Origin of the sequence: Lysinibacillus sp. NPDC097231 (assembly GCF_044761885.1) — a bacterium.
In the GTDB taxonomy this organism is placed as follows: Bacteria; Bacillota; Bacilli; order Bacillales_A; family Planococcaceae; genus Lysinibacillus.
This window is the reverse complement of record NZ_JBIWDH010000002.1, coordinates 12345-30318: the sequence shown is the minus strand read 5'-3', so window position 1 is coordinate 30318 and position 17974 is coordinate 12345. Positions and strand designations below refer to the sequence as shown.

At 32.8% G+C, this 17974-nt stretch carries 22 protein-coding genes; 12 read left to right on the top strand and 10 right to left on the bottom strand.

Annotated features, from left to right (window positions below):
* Positions 1-151 precede the first annotated feature (151 nt).
* On the bottom strand, positions 152-943 hold the full coding sequence (locus ACIQXF_RS01915; RefSeq protein ID WP_402778374.1) for an aminoglycoside phosphotransferase family protein: 792 nt from the start codon (positions 941-943) through the stop codon (positions 152-154).
* A gap of 102 nt (positions 944-1045) precedes the next feature.
* On the opposite strand from ACIQXF_RS01915, the gene ACIQXF_RS01910 reads away from it, so the two are divergent.
* Positions 1046-2173, top strand: a complete 1128-nt coding sequence (locus ACIQXF_RS01910) for an IS4 family transposase (RefSeq protein WP_402778371.1) — start codon at positions 1046-1048, stop codon at positions 2171-2173.
* A gap of 274 nt (positions 2174-2447) precedes the next feature.
* On the opposite strand, the gene ACIQXF_RS01905 is transcribed toward ACIQXF_RS01910, so the two are convergent.
* A complete protein-coding gene (locus tag ACIQXF_RS01905; RefSeq protein ID WP_402778369.1) occupies positions 2448-3101 on the bottom strand; it encodes a hypothetical protein in 654 nt (217 codons plus the stop codon).
* Between the two features lie 205 nt (positions 3102-3306).
* Between ACIQXF_RS01905 and ACIQXF_RS01900 the strand changes: the two genes are divergently transcribed.
* The 6 genes from ACIQXF_RS01900 (at position 3307) to ACIQXF_RS01875 (ending at position 7085) form a co-directional block, all read left to right on the top strand.
* The gene (locus tag ACIQXF_RS01900) at positions 3307-3540 is read left to right on the top strand and encodes a hypothetical protein (RefSeq protein WP_402778367.1); all 234 of its coding nucleotides are present in this window, start codon (positions 3307-3309) and stop codon (positions 3538-3540) included.
* 86 nt (positions 3541-3626) lie between these two features.
* A complete protein-coding gene (locus ACIQXF_RS01895) occupies positions 3627-4028 on the top strand; it encodes an NUDIX hydrolase (RefSeq protein ID WP_402778365.1) in 402 nt (133 codons plus the stop codon).
* 85 nt (positions 4029-4113) lie between these two features.
* A complete protein-coding gene (locus ACIQXF_RS01890; RefSeq protein ID WP_402778363.1) occupies positions 4114-4593 on the top strand; it encodes a hypothetical protein in 480 nt (159 codons plus the stop codon).
* Between the two features lie 153 nt (positions 4594-4746).
* Positions 4747-5316, top strand: a complete 570-nt coding sequence (locus ACIQXF_RS01885; protein ID WP_402778361.1) for a histidine phosphatase family protein — start codon at positions 4747-4749, stop codon at positions 5314-5316.
* Between the two features lie 127 nt (positions 5317-5443).
* Complete coding sequence (locus ACIQXF_RS01880; protein ID WP_402778359.1) at positions 5444-6061, top strand: class I SAM-dependent methyltransferase; 618 nt, start codon at positions 5444-5446, stop codon at positions 6059-6061.
* Positions 6062-6218: 157 nt separating this feature from the next.
* Positions 6219-7085, top strand: a complete 867-nt coding sequence (locus ACIQXF_RS01875) for a stalk domain-containing protein (protein WP_402778356.1) — start codon at positions 6219-6221, stop codon at positions 7083-7085.
* Between the two features lie 103 nt (positions 7086-7188).
* On the opposite strand, the gene ACIQXF_RS01870 is transcribed toward ACIQXF_RS01875, so the two are convergent.
* From ACIQXF_RS01870 to ACIQXF_RS01860, 3 genes are all read right to left on the bottom strand, one after another.
* The gene (locus ACIQXF_RS01870; RefSeq protein ID WP_402778353.1) at positions 7189-7659 is read right to left on the bottom strand and encodes a GNAT family N-acetyltransferase; all 471 of its coding nucleotides are present in this window, start codon (positions 7657-7659) and stop codon (positions 7189-7191) included.
* A gap of 129 nt (positions 7660-7788) precedes the next feature.
* The gene (locus tag ACIQXF_RS01865; protein ID WP_402778350.1) at positions 7789-8196 is read right to left on the bottom strand and encodes a hypothetical protein; all 408 of its coding nucleotides are present in this window, start codon (positions 8194-8196) and stop codon (positions 7789-7791) included.
* A gap of 117 nt (positions 8197-8313) precedes the next feature.
* Positions 8314-8835 carry a general stress protein gene (locus tag ACIQXF_RS01860; RefSeq protein WP_402779062.1) on the bottom strand — a complete coding sequence of 174 codons (522 nt, stop codon included), beginning with the start codon at positions 8833-8835 and terminating at the stop codon, positions 8314-8316.
* 507 nt (positions 8836-9342) lie between these two features.
* On the opposite strand from ACIQXF_RS01860, the gene ACIQXF_RS01855 reads away from it, so the two are divergent.
* Both ACIQXF_RS01855 and ACIQXF_RS01850 read left to right on the top strand, forming a co-directional pair.
* Entirely contained in the window at positions 9343-9705 is a 363-nt protein-coding gene (locus ACIQXF_RS01855; RefSeq protein ID WP_402778347.1) for a YhfM domain-containing protein, read from the top strand.
* A gap of 303 nt (positions 9706-10008) precedes the next feature.
* A complete protein-coding gene (locus ACIQXF_RS01850) occupies positions 10009-10314 on the top strand; it encodes a hypothetical protein (protein ID WP_402778344.1) in 306 nt (101 codons plus the stop codon).
* A gap of 76 nt (positions 10315-10390) precedes the next feature.
* Here the strand turns inward: ACIQXF_RS01850 and ACIQXF_RS01845 are convergent, their stop codons facing one another.
* The 4 genes from ACIQXF_RS01845 to ACIQXF_RS01830 all read right to left on the bottom strand — a co-directional run bounded on the left by ACIQXF_RS01845 (position 10391) and on the right by ACIQXF_RS01830 (position 15044).
* Entirely contained in the window at positions 10391-11608 is a 1218-nt protein-coding gene (locus ACIQXF_RS01845; protein WP_402778342.1) for a TsoY family (seleno)protein, read from the bottom strand.
* A gap of 512 nt (positions 11609-12120) precedes the next feature.
* Positions 12121-12258: a glutaredoxin domain-containing protein gene (locus tag ACIQXF_RS01840; RefSeq protein ID WP_402779059.1), complete on the bottom strand. Its 138-nt coding sequence runs from the start codon at positions 12256-12258 to the stop codon at positions 12121-12123.
* 287 nt (positions 12259-12545) lie between these two features.
* Positions 12546-13985 (bottom strand): MDR family MFS transporter, encoded by a 1440-nt coding sequence (locus ACIQXF_RS01835; protein WP_402778339.1) that lies wholly within the window; start codon positions 13983-13985, stop codon positions 12546-12548.
* Positions 13986-14579: 594 nt separating this feature from the next.
* On the bottom strand, positions 14580-15044 hold the full coding sequence (locus tag ACIQXF_RS01830) for a GNAT family N-acetyltransferase (RefSeq protein ID WP_402778336.1): 465 nt from the start codon (positions 15042-15044) through the stop codon (positions 14580-14582).
* 360 nt (positions 15045-15404) lie between these two features.
* On the opposite strand from ACIQXF_RS01830, the gene ACIQXF_RS01825 reads away from it, so the two are divergent.
* Together ACIQXF_RS01825 and ACIQXF_RS01820 are read left to right on the top strand one after the other, a co-directional pair.
* Positions 15405-15851: a DinB family protein gene (locus ACIQXF_RS01825; protein ID WP_402778333.1), complete on the top strand. Its 447-nt coding sequence runs from the start codon at positions 15405-15407 to the stop codon at positions 15849-15851.
* A 200-nt stretch (positions 15852-16051) separates the two neighbouring features.
* Complete coding sequence (locus ACIQXF_RS01820) at positions 16052-16237, top strand: YjcZ family sporulation protein (protein WP_402778330.1); 186 nt, start codon at positions 16052-16054, stop codon at positions 16235-16237.
* Between the two features lie 271 nt (positions 16238-16508).
* On the opposite strand, the gene ACIQXF_RS01815 is transcribed toward ACIQXF_RS01820, so the two are convergent.
* Positions 16509-16679: a hypothetical protein gene (locus ACIQXF_RS01815; RefSeq protein WP_402778327.1), complete on the bottom strand. Its 171-nt coding sequence runs from the start codon at positions 16677-16679 to the stop codon at positions 16509-16511.
* Positions 16680-17532: 853 nt separating this feature from the next.
* Here ACIQXF_RS01815 and ACIQXF_RS01810 point away from each other — a divergent pair.
* Positions 17533-17793 (top strand): hypothetical protein, encoded by a 261-nt coding sequence (locus tag ACIQXF_RS01810; protein WP_402778324.1) that lies wholly within the window; start codon positions 17533-17535, stop codon positions 17791-17793.
* Positions 17794-17974: the final 181 nt, after the last annotated feature.

Below are 17974 nucleotides of genomic sequence, written 5' to 3'. Positions count from 1 at the left end.
ATTTGTTTTCTTAAAATATCCACACTCTTGAAAAATATAATTGGTATATTTAAAATTATCCATTATTTCTAACATACAACATTACATAATCTAAGCTGAGATCATAAATCAATTACTTTCGAAAAGCAAATAGTTCATAAATGCGCTGATTTTATTTTAAGAAATTTTTTAAAGTCGATAAATTTTCTTCAAGAAATAAAGCATTTTTTTCAATTCCACGACGTTTACACCACCCGATACTATTGAAGGCATCTGTAAATCGATAAAAAGGCAAAACAACTTCTAAATCAATTAATGGTCTGATACTGTTATAGCCTTCTTGATAAGCCTGATACAAGGCTGAATCGAAGCGTAAAAAATCACGATACAATTTGGTAAAATCGATTTCTGTTGAACCAAATCGTACAGATTCAAAATCTATCATGCCTGAAACTTTATTATTATCAACAATTATATTTGCTGGACGAAAATCCATATGTACAAAGCTTGGTCCATCTGGGGAAGGGAGCTGTTTTTTTATGTTTTCAAAATTTTCAATGGCTTGTTTATATAAATGTTCATCCAAAACATCTCTGACATCCTTAGCAAAACTATAAAATTGTTGTTCGACAAAATTAGACCAGTTGGGGAATTCATTTTGTATGCCGAATAACACTTGTTCAACAGGCGGTTGAATTGTATGCATCGAGGCATGAAGCACCCCTACTTGAAAAGCTACTGTTGGTGAAGCCTCAGATGTTAACGGTTTTCCTTTTAATTCAGATAATAAAAAAGCACCAGGACACTCCTCATCTCCAGACCAATAATCCAACATTTCGGGAATGGCAACATGTCCTTTTAAAATGTCATATGCTTCTAACTCTCGCTGACACTTCAATTTTGTATAAGGAATTTTCAAAAAAACATTTTCACCTTTAAGCAAATTACATTTATAGACTGTCACGTCTGTTGATTAACTAGTTTTTACCATTAAAATCTAATAAAAAAAAGAGATTCCATGTAAAATGTAAGTTACCACACAAACTTTTACGAGGAGGAATCTCTCATGGCTAAGAATACCACGATTTTCACACTACTTCAAAACTTTATTTCACAGGAAGAAATCAATGGGATTCTAGCTGAGCTTCAGTTTGAAGATACGGCTCGTAAATGTGATGTACCAACGCTTTTAAACTACTTGGTTGGCGCTGCTACATTTGAATGGAAAAGTTTACGTTACGCTGCGGATGTTGCACCAGCGCAAGGCTTGAAATCAGTGGATTATTCCACATTTTCAAAACGTTTAGGCGAACTAAATTATCTCATCGTCAAACGTATTTTTGAGCTGATTGTCAGCCGATTAAACCGAGCTGCGAGACGCTCACTTAAGCTAAAAAAAGAGCTACTGGTGATTGATTCAACAACGATTACTGTCGGAAAAAATCGTTTACCTTGGGCGCTGTATCACGGTGAACGTTCAGGTATTAAACTACATGTCAGCTTCACCAATCAAACAGGAATGCCCCTTCAAATCGTTGAAACAACAGGCCTAAAGCACGATGGTCCTATTGGTGTCGAACTGGAAGATAAGCGATTTATTTTAGTAGCGGACCGTGCTTATTTTTCCATTGATAAAGTCGATCGTTATGCGACAACGAAACAAGATTTCGTCATTCGTTTAAAGGATAATATTCAATTAAATCGCAAAAAATCGTTAAAAAGAGCAGCCGTTGAAGGGTCAAATATCGTTGGTGATTACACTTGTACACTCGGTACTGCTCAAAAGCAAACAACGGAACGCCACCGTGTTGTCGAGTTCATCGATTACGAAGGTGCGATTGTACGCGTTGTCACAAATCTCCGTGATGTAACGGCCGAAGAAATCGCCGACATGTACAAGGAACGCTGGGCGATTGAGTCATTCTTTCGCTGGATTAAACAAAATTTAAATGTGCCAGTGCTATTTGGGACGACTAAAAATGCGGTATTTAGCCAACTTTTTTCAGCGTTAATTGCCTATGTGTTACTAAAATTTCTGCATACAGAAGGACACAAGAAAAACAACTGCAAACGCTTATCTTTCGCTGGTTTTACACGCCAGCTTCTTTGCGATACCCTGCCAATCGAATGGCGCATCGGTATCAAAGAAATACTCGCCTTTTATTGGAGGTTGAACCAAGTAAATACTGGATGATTTTGGTTAATCAACACGTGTGATAGACTGTTGAACTATAAGAATCTTCAACCTCATTAACTGATAGTACCCGCAATCCAAATTGCTCAATAACACGATTTAACATCAAACTTCCCCCTTCTAAAGACGCCCTTTGTTTAATTAATCGACTATCGAAATATCCTTTCTTAACAAATTACACCTCTCATTTTAGATAAAAATTTCAATAGAGCGTTAACTTAGAAATAATATCCAAAAACTGTAACCGATTTTATTTGGTAAAGATAAACATCTACTATAAAGTTCGTGTATTCTCCCCATCAATTAATTTAAAATGAACATAAGACGATGTTCCTCCTACAATATGTTTCGGAATTTCTGATAAATCGAGTAATTCCTTTAAATGAATAGACTTTTTACGATTTGCTTCTATTGTAATACGATATGGACCAGCTAAATTCATAATTGACTCCCATTGCATCTCTTCTTCCGTGAAGTATGAATCTAAAAATTCTAATTCAAATGATACAGGTTCATTACTTCGATTATGTAATACAAAGTTACATTCACCATCTAATAAGTCTTCACTTACACTCTCAAAATTGCAAGTACCGTTCCCATCGTATGAAATCGCCATAATACCTCTTGCTAGGGTTTCTTGGTACGTTGTAATGAGAAGCATCGGTAAAAATGCATATGCTATTACCACTATTACTATTATTCGAAAGTGATATTTTTTTATGCCTTTGCCAAGTAGAATCATGGCGATTATAAACAAAACGGAGCCAATGATACCAAGCACAATATATCCATTTTGATCGCTGATTGGAAACGACATGAATGTAGAACGCGCTTCTAACATTACATTGTTAGGAAATGGGAAGTATAAATACATACATATACCTAAAATAACAATTGAACTAATGAGTGCCGCTTTATTTCTTATCATCTTATCTCTCACCTCTAAATCTCAATTCCCCATAGCTTCACGAATGGCTCAGTTGCAATTAAATTTTTGTTGAATTATGATTTTTCCACTCTTCTATCAACTATAAAATCTACTATGTTATAATATATATGGATATATTTTATAATTTGTCAAGAAAATAACAATTCAAGAATAACGTAAGGTGTATTATTGGGAAGGTGAGAATTTGGAAAAAAGTATTCGAAAATGGGTTATTTATGGATTTTTAATTTCCTTAGCTTTATCTATTTTATTTGTGGATTACAAAATAACTTTTGATTTTGATGGCTTCTATTCAACAGAGTACGTACCTGTGTATGATTATATTGTCTCTATCCTTCGGTATAGTGTAGTGGGTGCATTTGCAGGAATGCTTGTTGGTTGGGGATTTGGTAGAATAACGAATGAAAATAAGCAATAATAGAACTTTTGCGTAAAATTCACTACAAGTCCTTCAAATAATGCTCTTCTATGCTAGAATCTTTGAAAAAAGGAAAGGATTTCATTATGCAATATAAAATTTGGAATGGCGCTTCTGCGATTGTCATTAATGATCATAAAGTTTTAATGGTCCGAAGTAAAGGTACAAATAGCTGGGGAGTTCCTTCTGGTGAGATTGAAAACAATGAAAAGCCTGAAGAAGCATGTATTCGTGAGGTGTGGGAGGAAACGGGTTATAAAGTGACCATCAACAAACCACTACATACAAAGAAAACCTTTATAAAAGATTATGAAGTAACAACTGCATATTTTTTATGCGAAATCATCGGTGGTTCCATTCAATATCATGACCCTGATGACATTATTGAAGAAATCGCTTGGAAAAGCATAGAGGAGATTAAGAATATAGAGCATGATTATCCTGAAGATAAAGAAATTCTAATGCAAATGACAAATCAAATTTCTTAGGGCCTGTGCTTTGCAACGCCCTTAAAATAGTAATTATAAATCCATATCCTCAGTAACTTTGTAGAAAAAGCGAGGGATATATCTAATGACTTTATACAGATTTCTTGCATCGAAAAATCCACTAGAAGAAGTTAGATCTAATGCCTTTCAACAAGTGCCATTGTGTGAATTTAAAAAAATAAAAGATTTCCCAAAATCATCATTCTATTTTCGATTGCCTCATGAAAAAGAAACAGTTATCTATGTAGAAGATAACTCTAAAATAGGTCAATTAGAAATTATTAAATGCCACAAAGTGCCACAATATGTTGGAAGTCAAATTCAGAGACCTTATGTTTATCAAATGCATGGAGATATGAGTGAACATTGTTTAACTCAATTGCTTACTTACATACACGAACACGTATCAGAAGAGGATAAAGTTGAAATTTGGTCGATTTGGCACGGCGAAAAGGTCAACTCCAACCAAATTAAAAGGATGAGACCTCAAAACATCACACTGACAGATTTAGTTATGTTAAAAGCGAATGAAAACAGTTGTATTAAATTGTTTCCGAAAATCTAGGGACTTGTGCGTTAAAATTCACACAAGTCCCTTTCGCCTACATTATCCCCTCTTCCTTTAATTCCCGCATCTAAATTCTGTTTTCCATTAAAATACCAAATTAAATTTCACTATGTTATGATTTTAAAATAAGAGCAAGCTAGGAGGAATTGAATGATGGATACCACCCTCTATATGATAAGACACGCAGAATCCCCATTTGTTTTCGGTCAAGAACGCACAAGAAAGCTATCCACTCAAGGTGAAATTGACGCGAAAATAGTAACGACTTTAATGAATGATAAAAAGATTGATTTGATAGTTTCAAGTCCTTATACAAGAGCAATTCAAACAATCGAAGGAATTGCCAATACCAAAAGTCTAGAAATAAAGCTATTTGAAGATTTAAGGGAAAGACAATTAAAAGGCGCTTATAAATTACCAGAAGAAGAAATACAACAGGCAATAAAAAGATCTTATGAAGATATTGATTTTAACTTATCGGGCGGTGAATCAGTCAGAGCAGTCCAAAACCGAGCTATACCTGTCATAAAAGGTCTACTAAAGAATCATGAGACTAAGACTATTATTATTGGCACTCATGGAAATGTTATGACCATTATTATGAATTATTTTAATAGTGAATTTGGTTTTGACTTTTGGAAAAACACATCAAAACCAGACATATACAAGTTGGTTTTTTCAGGAGAAAAACTACAATTAGTACAAAGAATATGGGAATGAAGGAAGCAAGTATCCCCTCACATTTCACAGCAACCTCATATTTAATTATGAAAACAGATATACTATTCAGTTATTCGAAATGACTCAAAGCTTCTACAATGATAAGTAAAAAATAGAGGTGAAAACTTTGAATAATTCTTGGAATAAATTTATCTATAAAATCGGTTCTCCAATTTATGATATATTTTTTAATTCCGGTCTATTTTTAAAAGCTCGGAAAGAAATATTTCAATCCATATCATTCAAGAGTAATCAAAAAATCTTGTTTATTGGCATAGGAACAGGTGCTGATTTAGAGCTAATTAATTATTCTAACTTAGAGATCACTGCTATTGATTATTCTTCAGCCATGCTCAACAAGGCAAAGAAAAAGTTCAAAAATTCTACTATTAGATTTTTAGAAATGGATGCCCAAAATTTAGAATTCGAGAACGAAGCCTTTGATTATGTTGTCGCAAGTTTAGTACTATCCGTCGTACCTGACGACCATAAAACATTTCAAGAAATGATAAGAGTTTTAAAACCTCAAGGGAATCTTATTATATTTGATAAATTTACTCCAAAAAATAAAAAAACTTCTATAGCACAACGGATTTTAAGACCCTTTATACGTGTTTTAGGAACCGATATTGGACGCAGCTTCGAAAATTTATTGTCCAAGAATAACAAAAATATCGTAGTTGAACAAGATACATCAATAATGATAAATGGCATGTACCGGAAGATTATAGTTTCAAAAAGATAGCGATCTTCATTTTTATAATTTAAAATAAATTAACTATTTCATAATTCCTAAATCTCATATAGATAATATACCCTATTTATCCAAATAATATTATAATAGGTTGCAGATAATAAAAATATTTTAGTATTTATTATCTGAATATTATGGGAGGTGCTTTATGAAGAAAATAATTAGTCTAGTATTTGGATTGTTAATTGCATTAGTTTTTGTAACAACGATCCCTTCTCACGCTGAAGAAAATACTAAATCGATTGAAGGTGCAGTAATCGTCGAGGGTAGAACGTTATTACCATTGAGAAGTATTTTTGAAAGCCTTGGGGCAACGGTAAATTGGAATACAAAAACAAAAGTGGTGGTGGCCGAAAAAGGAACTACAAAAATCGAACTACCTCTGAATTCGAAAAAAGTAAAAGTAAATGGAGTTACGAAAACACTAGATGTACCTGCCAAGTTAATAGGCAATAAAACAATGGTTCCGGTACGATTCGTGAGTGAATCTTTAGGTGCGGAGGTTTCTTGGGATAAGGTGAATCAGTTTGCATTGATTAAATACCAAGGACAACAAATCAAAGTGTTAGCTCAAAATAATAGAAGTTATTTGATGGATACGAACAAAATTTATACATATAAAACCGCTGAATATGATCCTTCTGGAAATATTATCGATTCTTCCTATTCAACGGTTAAGTTTGTTGGAAAGCAAGGTAACGCATATGCTTGGTCTAATGGCTTAACTTGGAAAGAGGAAAGTAATGGTTTGTGGGTAGATATCGGTGATGGCTGGGAAAGATACCTGTTGTATCCTGTCAAACAAGGCACCACGTGGAAGAATAACGATGGTTGGTATGATAATAAAATCACCACAACATCAGAAATAGTTAAAACTGAGGCAGGAACATTTAAAAATTGTGTTGTCGTCGATTATGATTATCAAACATTAACATTTGCAAAAGGTGTTGGACTCATCAAAGTAGTGACACGGGGTGGATTTATTACCGAACTTGCAAGTATTAAAAATAAGTAACTTTTTATTTTAAAATCGCTTAGAAGCTTTTGAAATAGCAGGAAGCAATTAAAACAACCGACCATTTTATAAAAGAATGGTCGGTTGCCCAGTTTTAGAATTACTAATTTAATTTCTTCTCAAAACTAAAGATTATTTTACCTTCGTAAGTTCTTTCATTAAATTTAATAAAACCAAGTGAAGTCCAGAAGTTTAGTGCATTGTTATTTGTGGAATGCACCGCTATCTGAATACAGTTTACTTGTTGGTTTTTCATTAATTCTTCATACGCCAAATATATTTTTTTAGCATACCCTAAACCTTGATATTTTTTGTGTATGACAAGTAAACTTAACCAAGGTTTTTGATGCCGGGGACTTGACATTCCGTAATCCAAAATTGCTATATAATTTTCATCTTTTTTTACTAAGTATCTCTCAATCTGTAATTCATCAGCCTCTTTGAATGTTTCTAAAATATCCTCATTGTCAAGAACCTGTTTATCATAGGCAATTAAATTATATTCACTATTCGAATTCATAATTTCCTTTTCTATATCCAAAAATTTTATATCGTTTTTAATAAAGGTAAACATATTTATTTCTCCTATGCTTTAGTATAATTCAATTAACTTCCTTATTTTCGTTACCTTTTCACCACTCAACATAAGGGCATTAAAATCATCAATGAAGTATTTATCTTTTTCAAAAAATGAATGATTCTTTTAGTCTTGATTTAAATGTAATAATTTATGTAAAGGAATTTTGTCAAAGTCTAAGTCATATTTCTCCCTTAATACCGTCTTAAAAATATCATCAATAATACCTGTATAAAATGTAACAACTACTTGACAGTGAGCTAATGCAAGATGGTTTGTAAGTTGTTTAGAAAATAGATCTATCGGCTCAATATGTTCTTTTTTGACAGGATGTTTAGAATAAACATTAACGTTAATCAAATTTCCTCGTAAATCATCTTCAAAAAACTTGGCATTGGAAGGTAGGTTTAGATCTTTTATTTCAGAAGTACGATTTTCATCCATTAAAAATAATCGATAAATGTCTTTACCAAACCTCACATCCCATACTTCCATGTCTTTAAATCTTAGTATTCTTTCAAAATAATCAATCATTCATTCCCCCACCCCTAATGTATGTTTTACTTTATCGCTTTAGCTAGTACTTACCTCTAGTTTCCCTTTTAGGGGATTATTCAATAAAAATCTAAATAGTAATGCACGTTTCATAGTCTATAACATTCTATGAAAATCTTTCCTTATACAGGATTGCTTTAATTTTTTTGTTTTCAACAAATATTTTATATCAGAGATATTGTCATATGAAAGTTGAATGTAAAAGTAGTTGATAAATTCTAAAACTGCAAAAATAAAAATGAATGCCGTAATTTCTAACCCTTCTATTGGTAGTGAAGAATAAAATCGTACGTAATCAATTACGAACATAATCATTGAAACAACGACTAAGATAATATTAATTTTTTTTAAGCGTTTCAATTGTCTAACTATCCAAATCGGTGTCATAGACGTATTCTCGACTCTTAATCTCTTCAATTTTGAATGCCAATAAATAGTGCCTTGCAGTAAAAGAATTTCTAAAAGAAAAAATGATACCCAAAAAGAATACAACGAATATAATTGCAAATTAGGATAAGCACGATTAACGAGATAACTAAGAAAAATAAACAGAATAATCGCAGTTAATTCTCCTGAGTATAAATAAGTCAGTCTCTTTTCCAATTTCTTCTTACTAATTTTTTATACCTCCCTCGATCCGATCCGCTTCGCTTTCGCACAGATAAACAATGCGTCCTGATTTTGAATTGTGCCAGGCCTGTAAAAAAACCGAGAAAACGACTTGGGACTTTGTATGATTAAAACTTTACGCTATGGAGTGATCTTTTACAATTTATTAACTAAAGCACTCATTAGCTTAGAATTACATTAGTAGCTGAACAAGGTGTTTTCGGTAAGAAATTAGGCAAGCAATGCTTGTTATACATTTACCATTTACCATTTACCTACCAATTCTAAAATTTCTATGCTATGGTTTTTATATAGATAAAACTTTAATAAAGAAAGTCATAACTAAATTTTGAGGGGGTTAGGGTGTTGAAAAAATATCTATTTACAGGAGTTTTACGTGTTATATCATTCTCTCCAAATAGAATTTTCATTTAAAAAGATAAATGAATTTTGTAACTATATGAATCGTCTACACGACAAATATTTATCAAAAGTAATAGTAATGGAGGCGAATCAATGAAAAAGATACTCGTTTTGATGATTTTTACAGTAATGACTTTAATAGCCTGCTCAGAAGAAAAAGCAGATAAAGTTCAGATTCACGAATTAGAGAACTTTTCCACAATAAAAAAAGGTACTGAAGAAATCTCCTTGAATTCAAATGATATTGACGTATTTAGGAATGCAGTTAAAAATGCTGTCAAACTTAATGGGATTGTAAATGTAGTTGACCCAATGTATAGATTTGAATTAGAAAAAGAATCTTATTTCCTCTGGTTAAACGATCAAGGAGGATCAATAATGAATACAAATGACACGCATACATTATATACACTAACAGATGAGTCGTTTACACAGCTTAAAGAAATACTAAAATAGCAGACACTCTGAATCTTTAGCTGACAAAACAATAGCCATCACATATCGGGCTTGTGGTATAGATACAAAAACATACACACAAGTCCTTTTGTTACGCTTCCTCACAGATGCTTTGTGTGAATGATCCTCTACTCTACAGTTTTTGTTATGTTCCCTCTATCTTCCTGGATCTTCTCACTTATTAAGCATTGCAAGTATCATTCACACACATTTACCATTTAACTACCAAATAACGCGCTGTTATGTTACAATTTTTGTAAAGTCATAATCTTGGCTAATCAAGGAAAGAATGGTGAAATTATAATGTCCTATTTTAACGAATTAGAGTATTTCTTAGACAGTGGTTCAATCCGAATTCTATTTGAGCTTTTATTGGTCACTACTTGTATCTCAACAATCATTTTCTTTACAACTAAAAACCAATATATTTCTTATTTATCATCAGCACCGATATTTTATTTCATTTCAAAAATGTTTTATCACAATACACATTTTATATTTTTGGTAATTGCTATGACTGTCCAAGCGCTTGTCATTTTATTAATCCAAAAACAAAACTCATTAAATGAAAGTTCATTAAAAGACAAGGCTCAAGAGAAAGGATTATAGTTTTTTTATTGGGGCTTGTACATATCAAATAAAAAAGTCAGCAGGAAATGACTCCCCTACTGACTCTATTAAATCATTATTTTTCTGTACTATATTGTGGTACACCTTGTTCCACTTTTGCACGTTTAAACATTTTATTATTTAAACGGAACATTAGCTCAATTCCTTTCAATTGACTAATAATAAATGGAATCATAATGAGGAAGTGAGCAATTGAATACTTTTCAACAATACCTGTTTGTACAAGCCCCCAACCAATAAAGAACATACCTAATACAGTGAAGGCTACAAACGGACAAATCAGCGTGAAGCTTGCAGCACTTTTTTCATTTCCATATACATAATCTTTGAAATATCCAATCTTTTTCATAACCGAATAACCCACAACTCCAAAAACAATTTGGAGTGATAAGAACGCAGCTAATACTAAGAAAATAATGAATGGATTTGCCTTTGTACTGAAAAAGTTATGACTAACTCCATTAAATAATCGAACAAACGTTATGCCTAAAAGCGTTAAGATCGGAATCATAATCCATAAGCTTGGCGCAGTTTCTTTCGCAATTCCATTTTGGAACATCGAAAATAATCCAAATATCGTTTTAATCATAATTAATGTCACAGCAACGATGCCAAAGAAAATGGACAGGAACATCGCAATACTTGAAGTATAAATATTTTCACTCAATGCTGCTGGCGCTGCTAATCCGACTGCAATCATAGCAAACGCAAAGATGGCAATTAGTTGACTTAAGTTATTATTTTTAATGAAATCAAAATCGCCCTTAATAATGAAACGAGAAAAATAACCTACGAAAATTTTAAGCGCCAGTAAACCAACTGCAAGGAATGCTAAAATAGCGAACGGGAATAAATACTCTATCACACTTCTTAAATTCGGAACAAATACAATTCCTAAAATGAATAATCCGTTAATACTCATCCCTAATGTTAAAGGGATTGCCATTAATGTTACTTCAGCATTACTATTCCGTAATTGTACATAGGAATTTGTCTCTTTAAACTTATAAAACTCACTAATATTCCAAAGTAACAGACGGAAATGCTTAAAAATAAAATACACAATTATTAGTAATACAAGAATTACTAAGCCGGCGACAAATAAATTATCTCCCACAATATACGGATAAATATGTTCAAATGTAGGCATACCGAAATCTGGGTGAGGAATTAAAAACATTAAGTACATAAAGAATGAAACACCCATCCCACCAGCACCTAAAGAAGCTAGAAAGTATAACGGACTATATTTATCTTTTAGATTCTTAATCATCTTTATCAATCTCCTTACTTTTTTGTTTTTTTAATCTCATTAGTGAAAAATGTCGTTTACCTTTGACTAAAAAACGAATAGTACCCACTACAAATTTTTTCCTTAGTGCTATTCATTTTTAGCATATAATTGGATTCAGAAATCATGAATCCTCTGATTTTTTACTTCTGTTTGAAGAACACCTAATTGACCCCAAGTTGCATCTTCGTTCCTGGATGTGCACCTACATCTACCTCTTTAAAATGTACATTGTTTTACACTAAGAAATTTTTCTACATCATACAATATGAGCAGCTCAATGTTGTATATACTGTTACTGTTTTCTTAAGCATCTCTCCGCTCACACACCATACCCTATACCGTATACTGTGTGAGCAATTTAAAAAATGGCCATCAATTCAAATTAACCACCTTTACCAAACTCCCTACTTTTTGTTTTTTTAATCTCATTGGCGACAACTGTCGTTAACCTTTGAATAAAAAATGAACAGTATTCTTTACCCGTTTTACTGTTATCTACCCATTATTTCCGGATTTGCCCCTACGTCTCCCCCTTTAAAAGGTACATTGTTTTGCACTAAGAAATTTTCCAATACCACACAATACAAGCAGTACAATGTTGTATATACCGTTACTGATTTCTTAACTATCTCTCCGCAACTTCCATATACCCCATACCGTATATTATATGAGCGATTTAAAAAATGTCAATAAATTAATTTTCATCCGAATTATTCATAGTGGTTTAAAGTTTCAAGATTTTTATGAGATTTTTCGTGTTGGTAGAGGGAAATTTATACGGATTAAACACTTTTGTTAAGGTTGTATATGGAGTTAAAATAGATTTTTAGTGCATAGCTCTCCTGTATTCATGTTTAAATAAAAATAAGCTATAAAGAAAAATCTCTTTACAGCTTATTTTTATATTCATTATTTTTTATTGTTCACTAGTTTGTGTGGATGGCTTTAATAAGAACCAAACGATTCCTAAAGTTAGAAGTGCTAATATAAATGTACTCATATAAATGAAATGTACACTTGAAGCTAATGCCTCTTGCGATTCGGTTACTATATTTACTGTTGCTGCTTCATGTCCACCAGAAGATACAAGATCAAGGTTTTTAATACCGCGTGCATGAATCATCGTGTTGAAAATCGCCCCAAAAACTGCAGCACCTAATGTTTGACTAAACGTATTAATAAATGTGTTTAAGCCAATTGCTGTCCCGCGTGTATGAGATGAAACAGCTGCTTGAATTGTTACCATGTATATAGGTGTAATAAGCCCCATTCCTAAGCCGAATAATCCAACTGCAACATAAATTAGGAATGCTGGTGAATCTGTTGACAATGTAAATAGTGAAAAGGCAGCAACTGAAAGAATGCTAGCGCCAAGTAGAATGATTTGTTTCGTATTTAAGTTATCAACTAACTTACCAGAAAAAATAGTGCCAAATGTCCACATAACAGGAAGTGGCATTAAAATGAGTCCCGCTTCTGTCGCATTTTTTCCTAATACACCTTGGCTCCAAATTGGAAGATACATTGTAATACTAATAAGCATTGCACCAGAAATAAGAGTCAGTATGTTTATAGTAGATAATGTACGGTTAGAGAAAAGCGAAAGCGGAATTAATGGTTCCAGAGATTTTTTCTCAATAAATATGAAAATAATGAATGCAACAGCTGCAAAGATTAAGAGACCAATAATTGTAATGTCCCCCCAGTTTTGCTTACTGCTACCTGTTAATAACGCGTATAGTAGAGCAATTGTACTTAATGAGAATACTGTAGCACCAAGATAATCGATATGGTGCTTAGCAGGCTTAATAGATTCTTTATAATAAATTACAATCATTAAGCAAGCGATAATGCCAAATGGAACGTTTAAGAAGAAGATGTAGCGCCAAGAAAGAGAATCAACTAAAAATCCGCCAACTAATGGTCCGATAACACCTGAGACGCCCCAAACAGCACTAATCCACCCCTGTGCTTTTGCACGATCTTTCACTTCGCTATATAAGTCACCAATGATTGTCATTGTTATTGGCATAATAGCGCCAGCACCTAGACCTTGAAGGGCACGAAAGACAATGAGCTGTTCCATCGATGTAACGACACCGCAAAGTGCAGAGCCGATTAAGAATATTGTAGCTCCGATAAGTAAAACTTTTTTACGACCGAATAAATCAGCCAGTTTCCCGTATATTGGAGTCGAAACAGCTGTGGCAAGCATATAAATTGCATATACCCAACTAACAAGTTCGACGCCTGACAAATCACTCGTTATACGAGGGATTGCTGTACTAATAATGGTTCCTTCTACAGCAGAAAGAAATGTCATTAACATTAATGATAAAATAACTTTTTTTCTCATATTTTTCCCCTTTACTTCCATCCAATTAAAAAAACATTGTCTAGTAATCTAAATTTCTTCTGCCTTTAATTCCATATACAGCCGTTACAACACTTCGCATGATCCTTCCGAAGCATCGGTAATCCTACCACCTACATTTTTGATAGTTTTTCCATTATGTAAATCTAAAGCTTTCGGAAAATTAAATCTAGATTGTTACGTCCTCTATGTAATTAAAAAACACAAACCCTGGTACAGCTACGACTACACTGTACCAAGGTTTATGATAAATAAAGTTATACATTGTGACAGGATTAATTATAATCAAATCTAGTTTGAATTTACTTATTAATTTTTAAAAGGAACGTTCTTTTTTAAAGTTCCTTCATAGATACGGTTTAATTATTCAGTATACAATTCTTTTGTCGAGTTTGTCGAGTATACATTTTATTGTAACTCAACAATTAATATGAGCAATATTCTTCTTTTACTGTAGTAGTTTCATCTATACGATCATTTAATCATATCGGTATTCGAAGTATATCCATTATGCTTTCGCAACATGAATTGGCCTCCCCAAAAAACTTGGAGTACCTGGACTTTGATGTTACATGATCAAATTTTTTTAGCCATTGTTATATTGGTAATTTCATAACCCATTTTTTCATATAAGCTACGTGCAATTTTGTTATGACCAAACACGTGTAGACCCATTTTATTCATACCTAATTCTTTAGCAATAACTTCAGCTTCTTTCATTGCTTTCTTACCATACCCCTGCCCTTGATATTGTTCAAAAATCACAAAATCATAAATAAAACCTTCATTAGAATTTGTAGGGGCTTTTTGTGCAATCCAAATCATGCCAACTAAGATATCGTTGTGAAAGATGGAGAATAAATGATTATTCTCCGTCTTCTCATCTTCTGGTAGCAGTCGATCAAATGATTTCTTCGATAAGTCAAGCGCTTCATCTTCACTCCAATTTCCCGAAGCTATCTTGTCGTTTGCATAGTCTTCAATTGCATAACTGATATATTGTTTGAACTCCTCTTGGGTCATAGGTTTTAATGTAATCAATTTATTTCCCTCCTATTCTATTTTCCAATCTTAACATTTTTTCAAAACTCCTAACAATAGTGCCTAAAAATGGTCCTTGTCCTTTATTTATTTCGTCGTTGCTGTATTATAATATATAGTCTACTAAACTTGTCAGAAATGGTTTTTAGTAACATTAAAAATAAAGTCCTTTAAAATTGTTTAATATCTTATTGAACTGAAGGATCAGATTAGTTCAATAAGATATTTTTTAAATAGTAGTAAATATAGAGAAAAGAGGTGTAAAGTTATACTGGAACTAATAAGTAACGTGCTAGAAGACATGGATAAGCAACTCCAACGCATCATTAAAAGTTTGAATCATCTTGATGATGAAATGATTTGGAAAAAATTGAAGATATCTACAAACAGTGTCGGCAATCTTTGCTTACATTTCTAGCAGGAAACGAATATCAAAATTTCGCAAGTGCAATCGGTAATAAACCCTTTATTAGAAACCGCTCTCAAGGGGAATTTAATACTGAAGGTGGTATGACCAAAGATGAATTGATAAATCTACTTTTAATGACACGTGCTGAATCAACTTTTATATTATCAAACTTGTCAAAAGATGATTTACAAAGGGAAGTAATAATACGATATGATCTTAATGATTGGAATAGGATGCATCGCGTTAACGCCTCGGAAGATGAAACCTATGATGTAAGTGTAATTAGCCGCCTGCTTATTCAGGTCGGGGCACATTACGGTTATCACGCAGGGCAAATTGTACTACTCTCAAAATTAATGATAGATATTGATGAAAATATAACTGGCCAGTATCATTGACCGACGTAGTTTTAAAGGACATTAAAAATGCTAGACAACTCGTTGAAGCTGCTATCTGTACTTTGCAGGCGGCAGCTTTATTGTCTTATTCCACAAAATGTAATTGGATAAATTTTTTATGCCTTTAACTGAATGGTTGAATATCCCACCCCTTCTCTACAGCTAACATATTATACAATGTAGAAAGGAGGGACTTATTTATGGGATACTATGGAAACATGGGTAACTTTAACAATTGTTATTCCTATGGTTATTACGGTGGTTGTTGCGGTGGCTATTATGATGGCTATAACCGTGGCTCTGGTTCAGCATTCGCCCTACTCGTTGTTCTATTTATTCTTCTAATTATTATTGGCGCAACCTTCATAAATAGAGAAGACTGTTAGCAAATAAATACAAATTTATCAGCCTTTTGCACATCTTTTATGACAAAGGGTCGCTCCTAACTTTGTGACCCTTTTGATGTTATAACCATTTCGATCTAACGTGTAAAATGGATTGTGTATTCGCCTGAACAATAGGAATCCCATAGCACATGTTCACAATAGTCAAAGAAGATGGCAGAAAGATTTAGATCAGATAACTAATCACAGTTATCCCCTTTTTTATATGTACAAACGCCTACCTTTCCTCTAAAATCAGAATTCATTGTGAGAATTATTCCTCAAAAAAGTCTGAGAAGAAAAATGGTTCAATCCCAACTTCTCTTAATAAGTATTTTATTGGGTGACAGTCCTGCACAAAATTACTGTTGGGAATTAGAATTTTTTCCCTAAGGTCTTTAAATACATCTGAATTGATTTCTGGAAACCATTCTTCATATTTCAAACGTCGATCTTTGAATCTTATCCTCCCCAACTTCATTCCATTTTTGAATGATTTTCTTGATATTAAATAAATTGTTCATCTTATGAGCTAACTCAAATTCGATTACTTCAATACATCCTCAAACATGGCTCCTCCACTTTCAGCTATTAATTTATATTTAGCTAAATCACCGTTTCAATTCATTTTTAGAAAGAAGCAAATTATGCTCAATATATTTGATTTCATCCTCTAATCTTTGGTAATCTTGCGACCATTCTTACATATGTAGCACCTACCTTGTTTGAAAATTTATTTAAAGCTTTAACGTTATAAACGTTGCGGCTCCTTTTGTTATAATTTGGTTAGTATGAGTTTATTCGCAGCTACTACCCTTGCCACAAGAACTTTAGTCATCTTAATGACATGAAGATTAAGAAATTAGAAAAACAAGTAATTTAATAGAATCAAGTGCATAATGCAACTGTCGCCCTACACATGGCTACGCAGCTCCAATCAAGCAGCCTGTGTAATTGATTCCTCTGCTCCACTATCAAAGCCAACAGACTCGCTAAATACTTCAATGAGCCTTGTTACGATTGTTGTTGTAAGCTAAATCAAAGTTGAATCTGAATAGAAAATATTGCTTCTCCTCCTGTACCGTCAATCTTTCTTGTTAGTCATCACTTTCATCTTACATCAACATTTGGAAATATGTTACACTTTTCTAAACAACTGATTATTCAATTAACGGTTCAGGATAGGTTAGTAAGAATGAGTTCCTCTATTTCAGTAGGTGTTTGCCTACTGAATGAAGATAAAGTCTTTTATATAAACAAAGAGAAGGGAGGGATTCAACATAAAATCAATTTTAGTTATGGGTAATATTACATTTAGTGGTGTTGTTGCATTATTTATTTCTTGGTTTTATGCAGAAGGAGCATTAGGTGAATCTAATACTTTTACACCAGAATTTTTTCTAATCTTACCAATATGGGCTATTGGTGTACTATTGATGTGGCGATTCGTTTCTAAAAACAAATTAGAAAATACTTCTTATCCCAAAATTATATTGAGCAACACTCTGCTTTGGTTAACTATCCCTATTGGCTTAAAGTTTGCGTTTCAATTTATATAAGAAGATTGGGAAATAGATAAAAATTATCGAGTGCTTTAGTTTAATAAGAGTAGGGCTTGCGTGTATGATTTTCCATATCTGCAAGTCCTTTTGTTATGCTCTTATATTTCACAGGAACCCAACTGTCATCTTTTTATTTTCATTATTTGTTACAATTCAGGATTTGTTATATAGATATGTG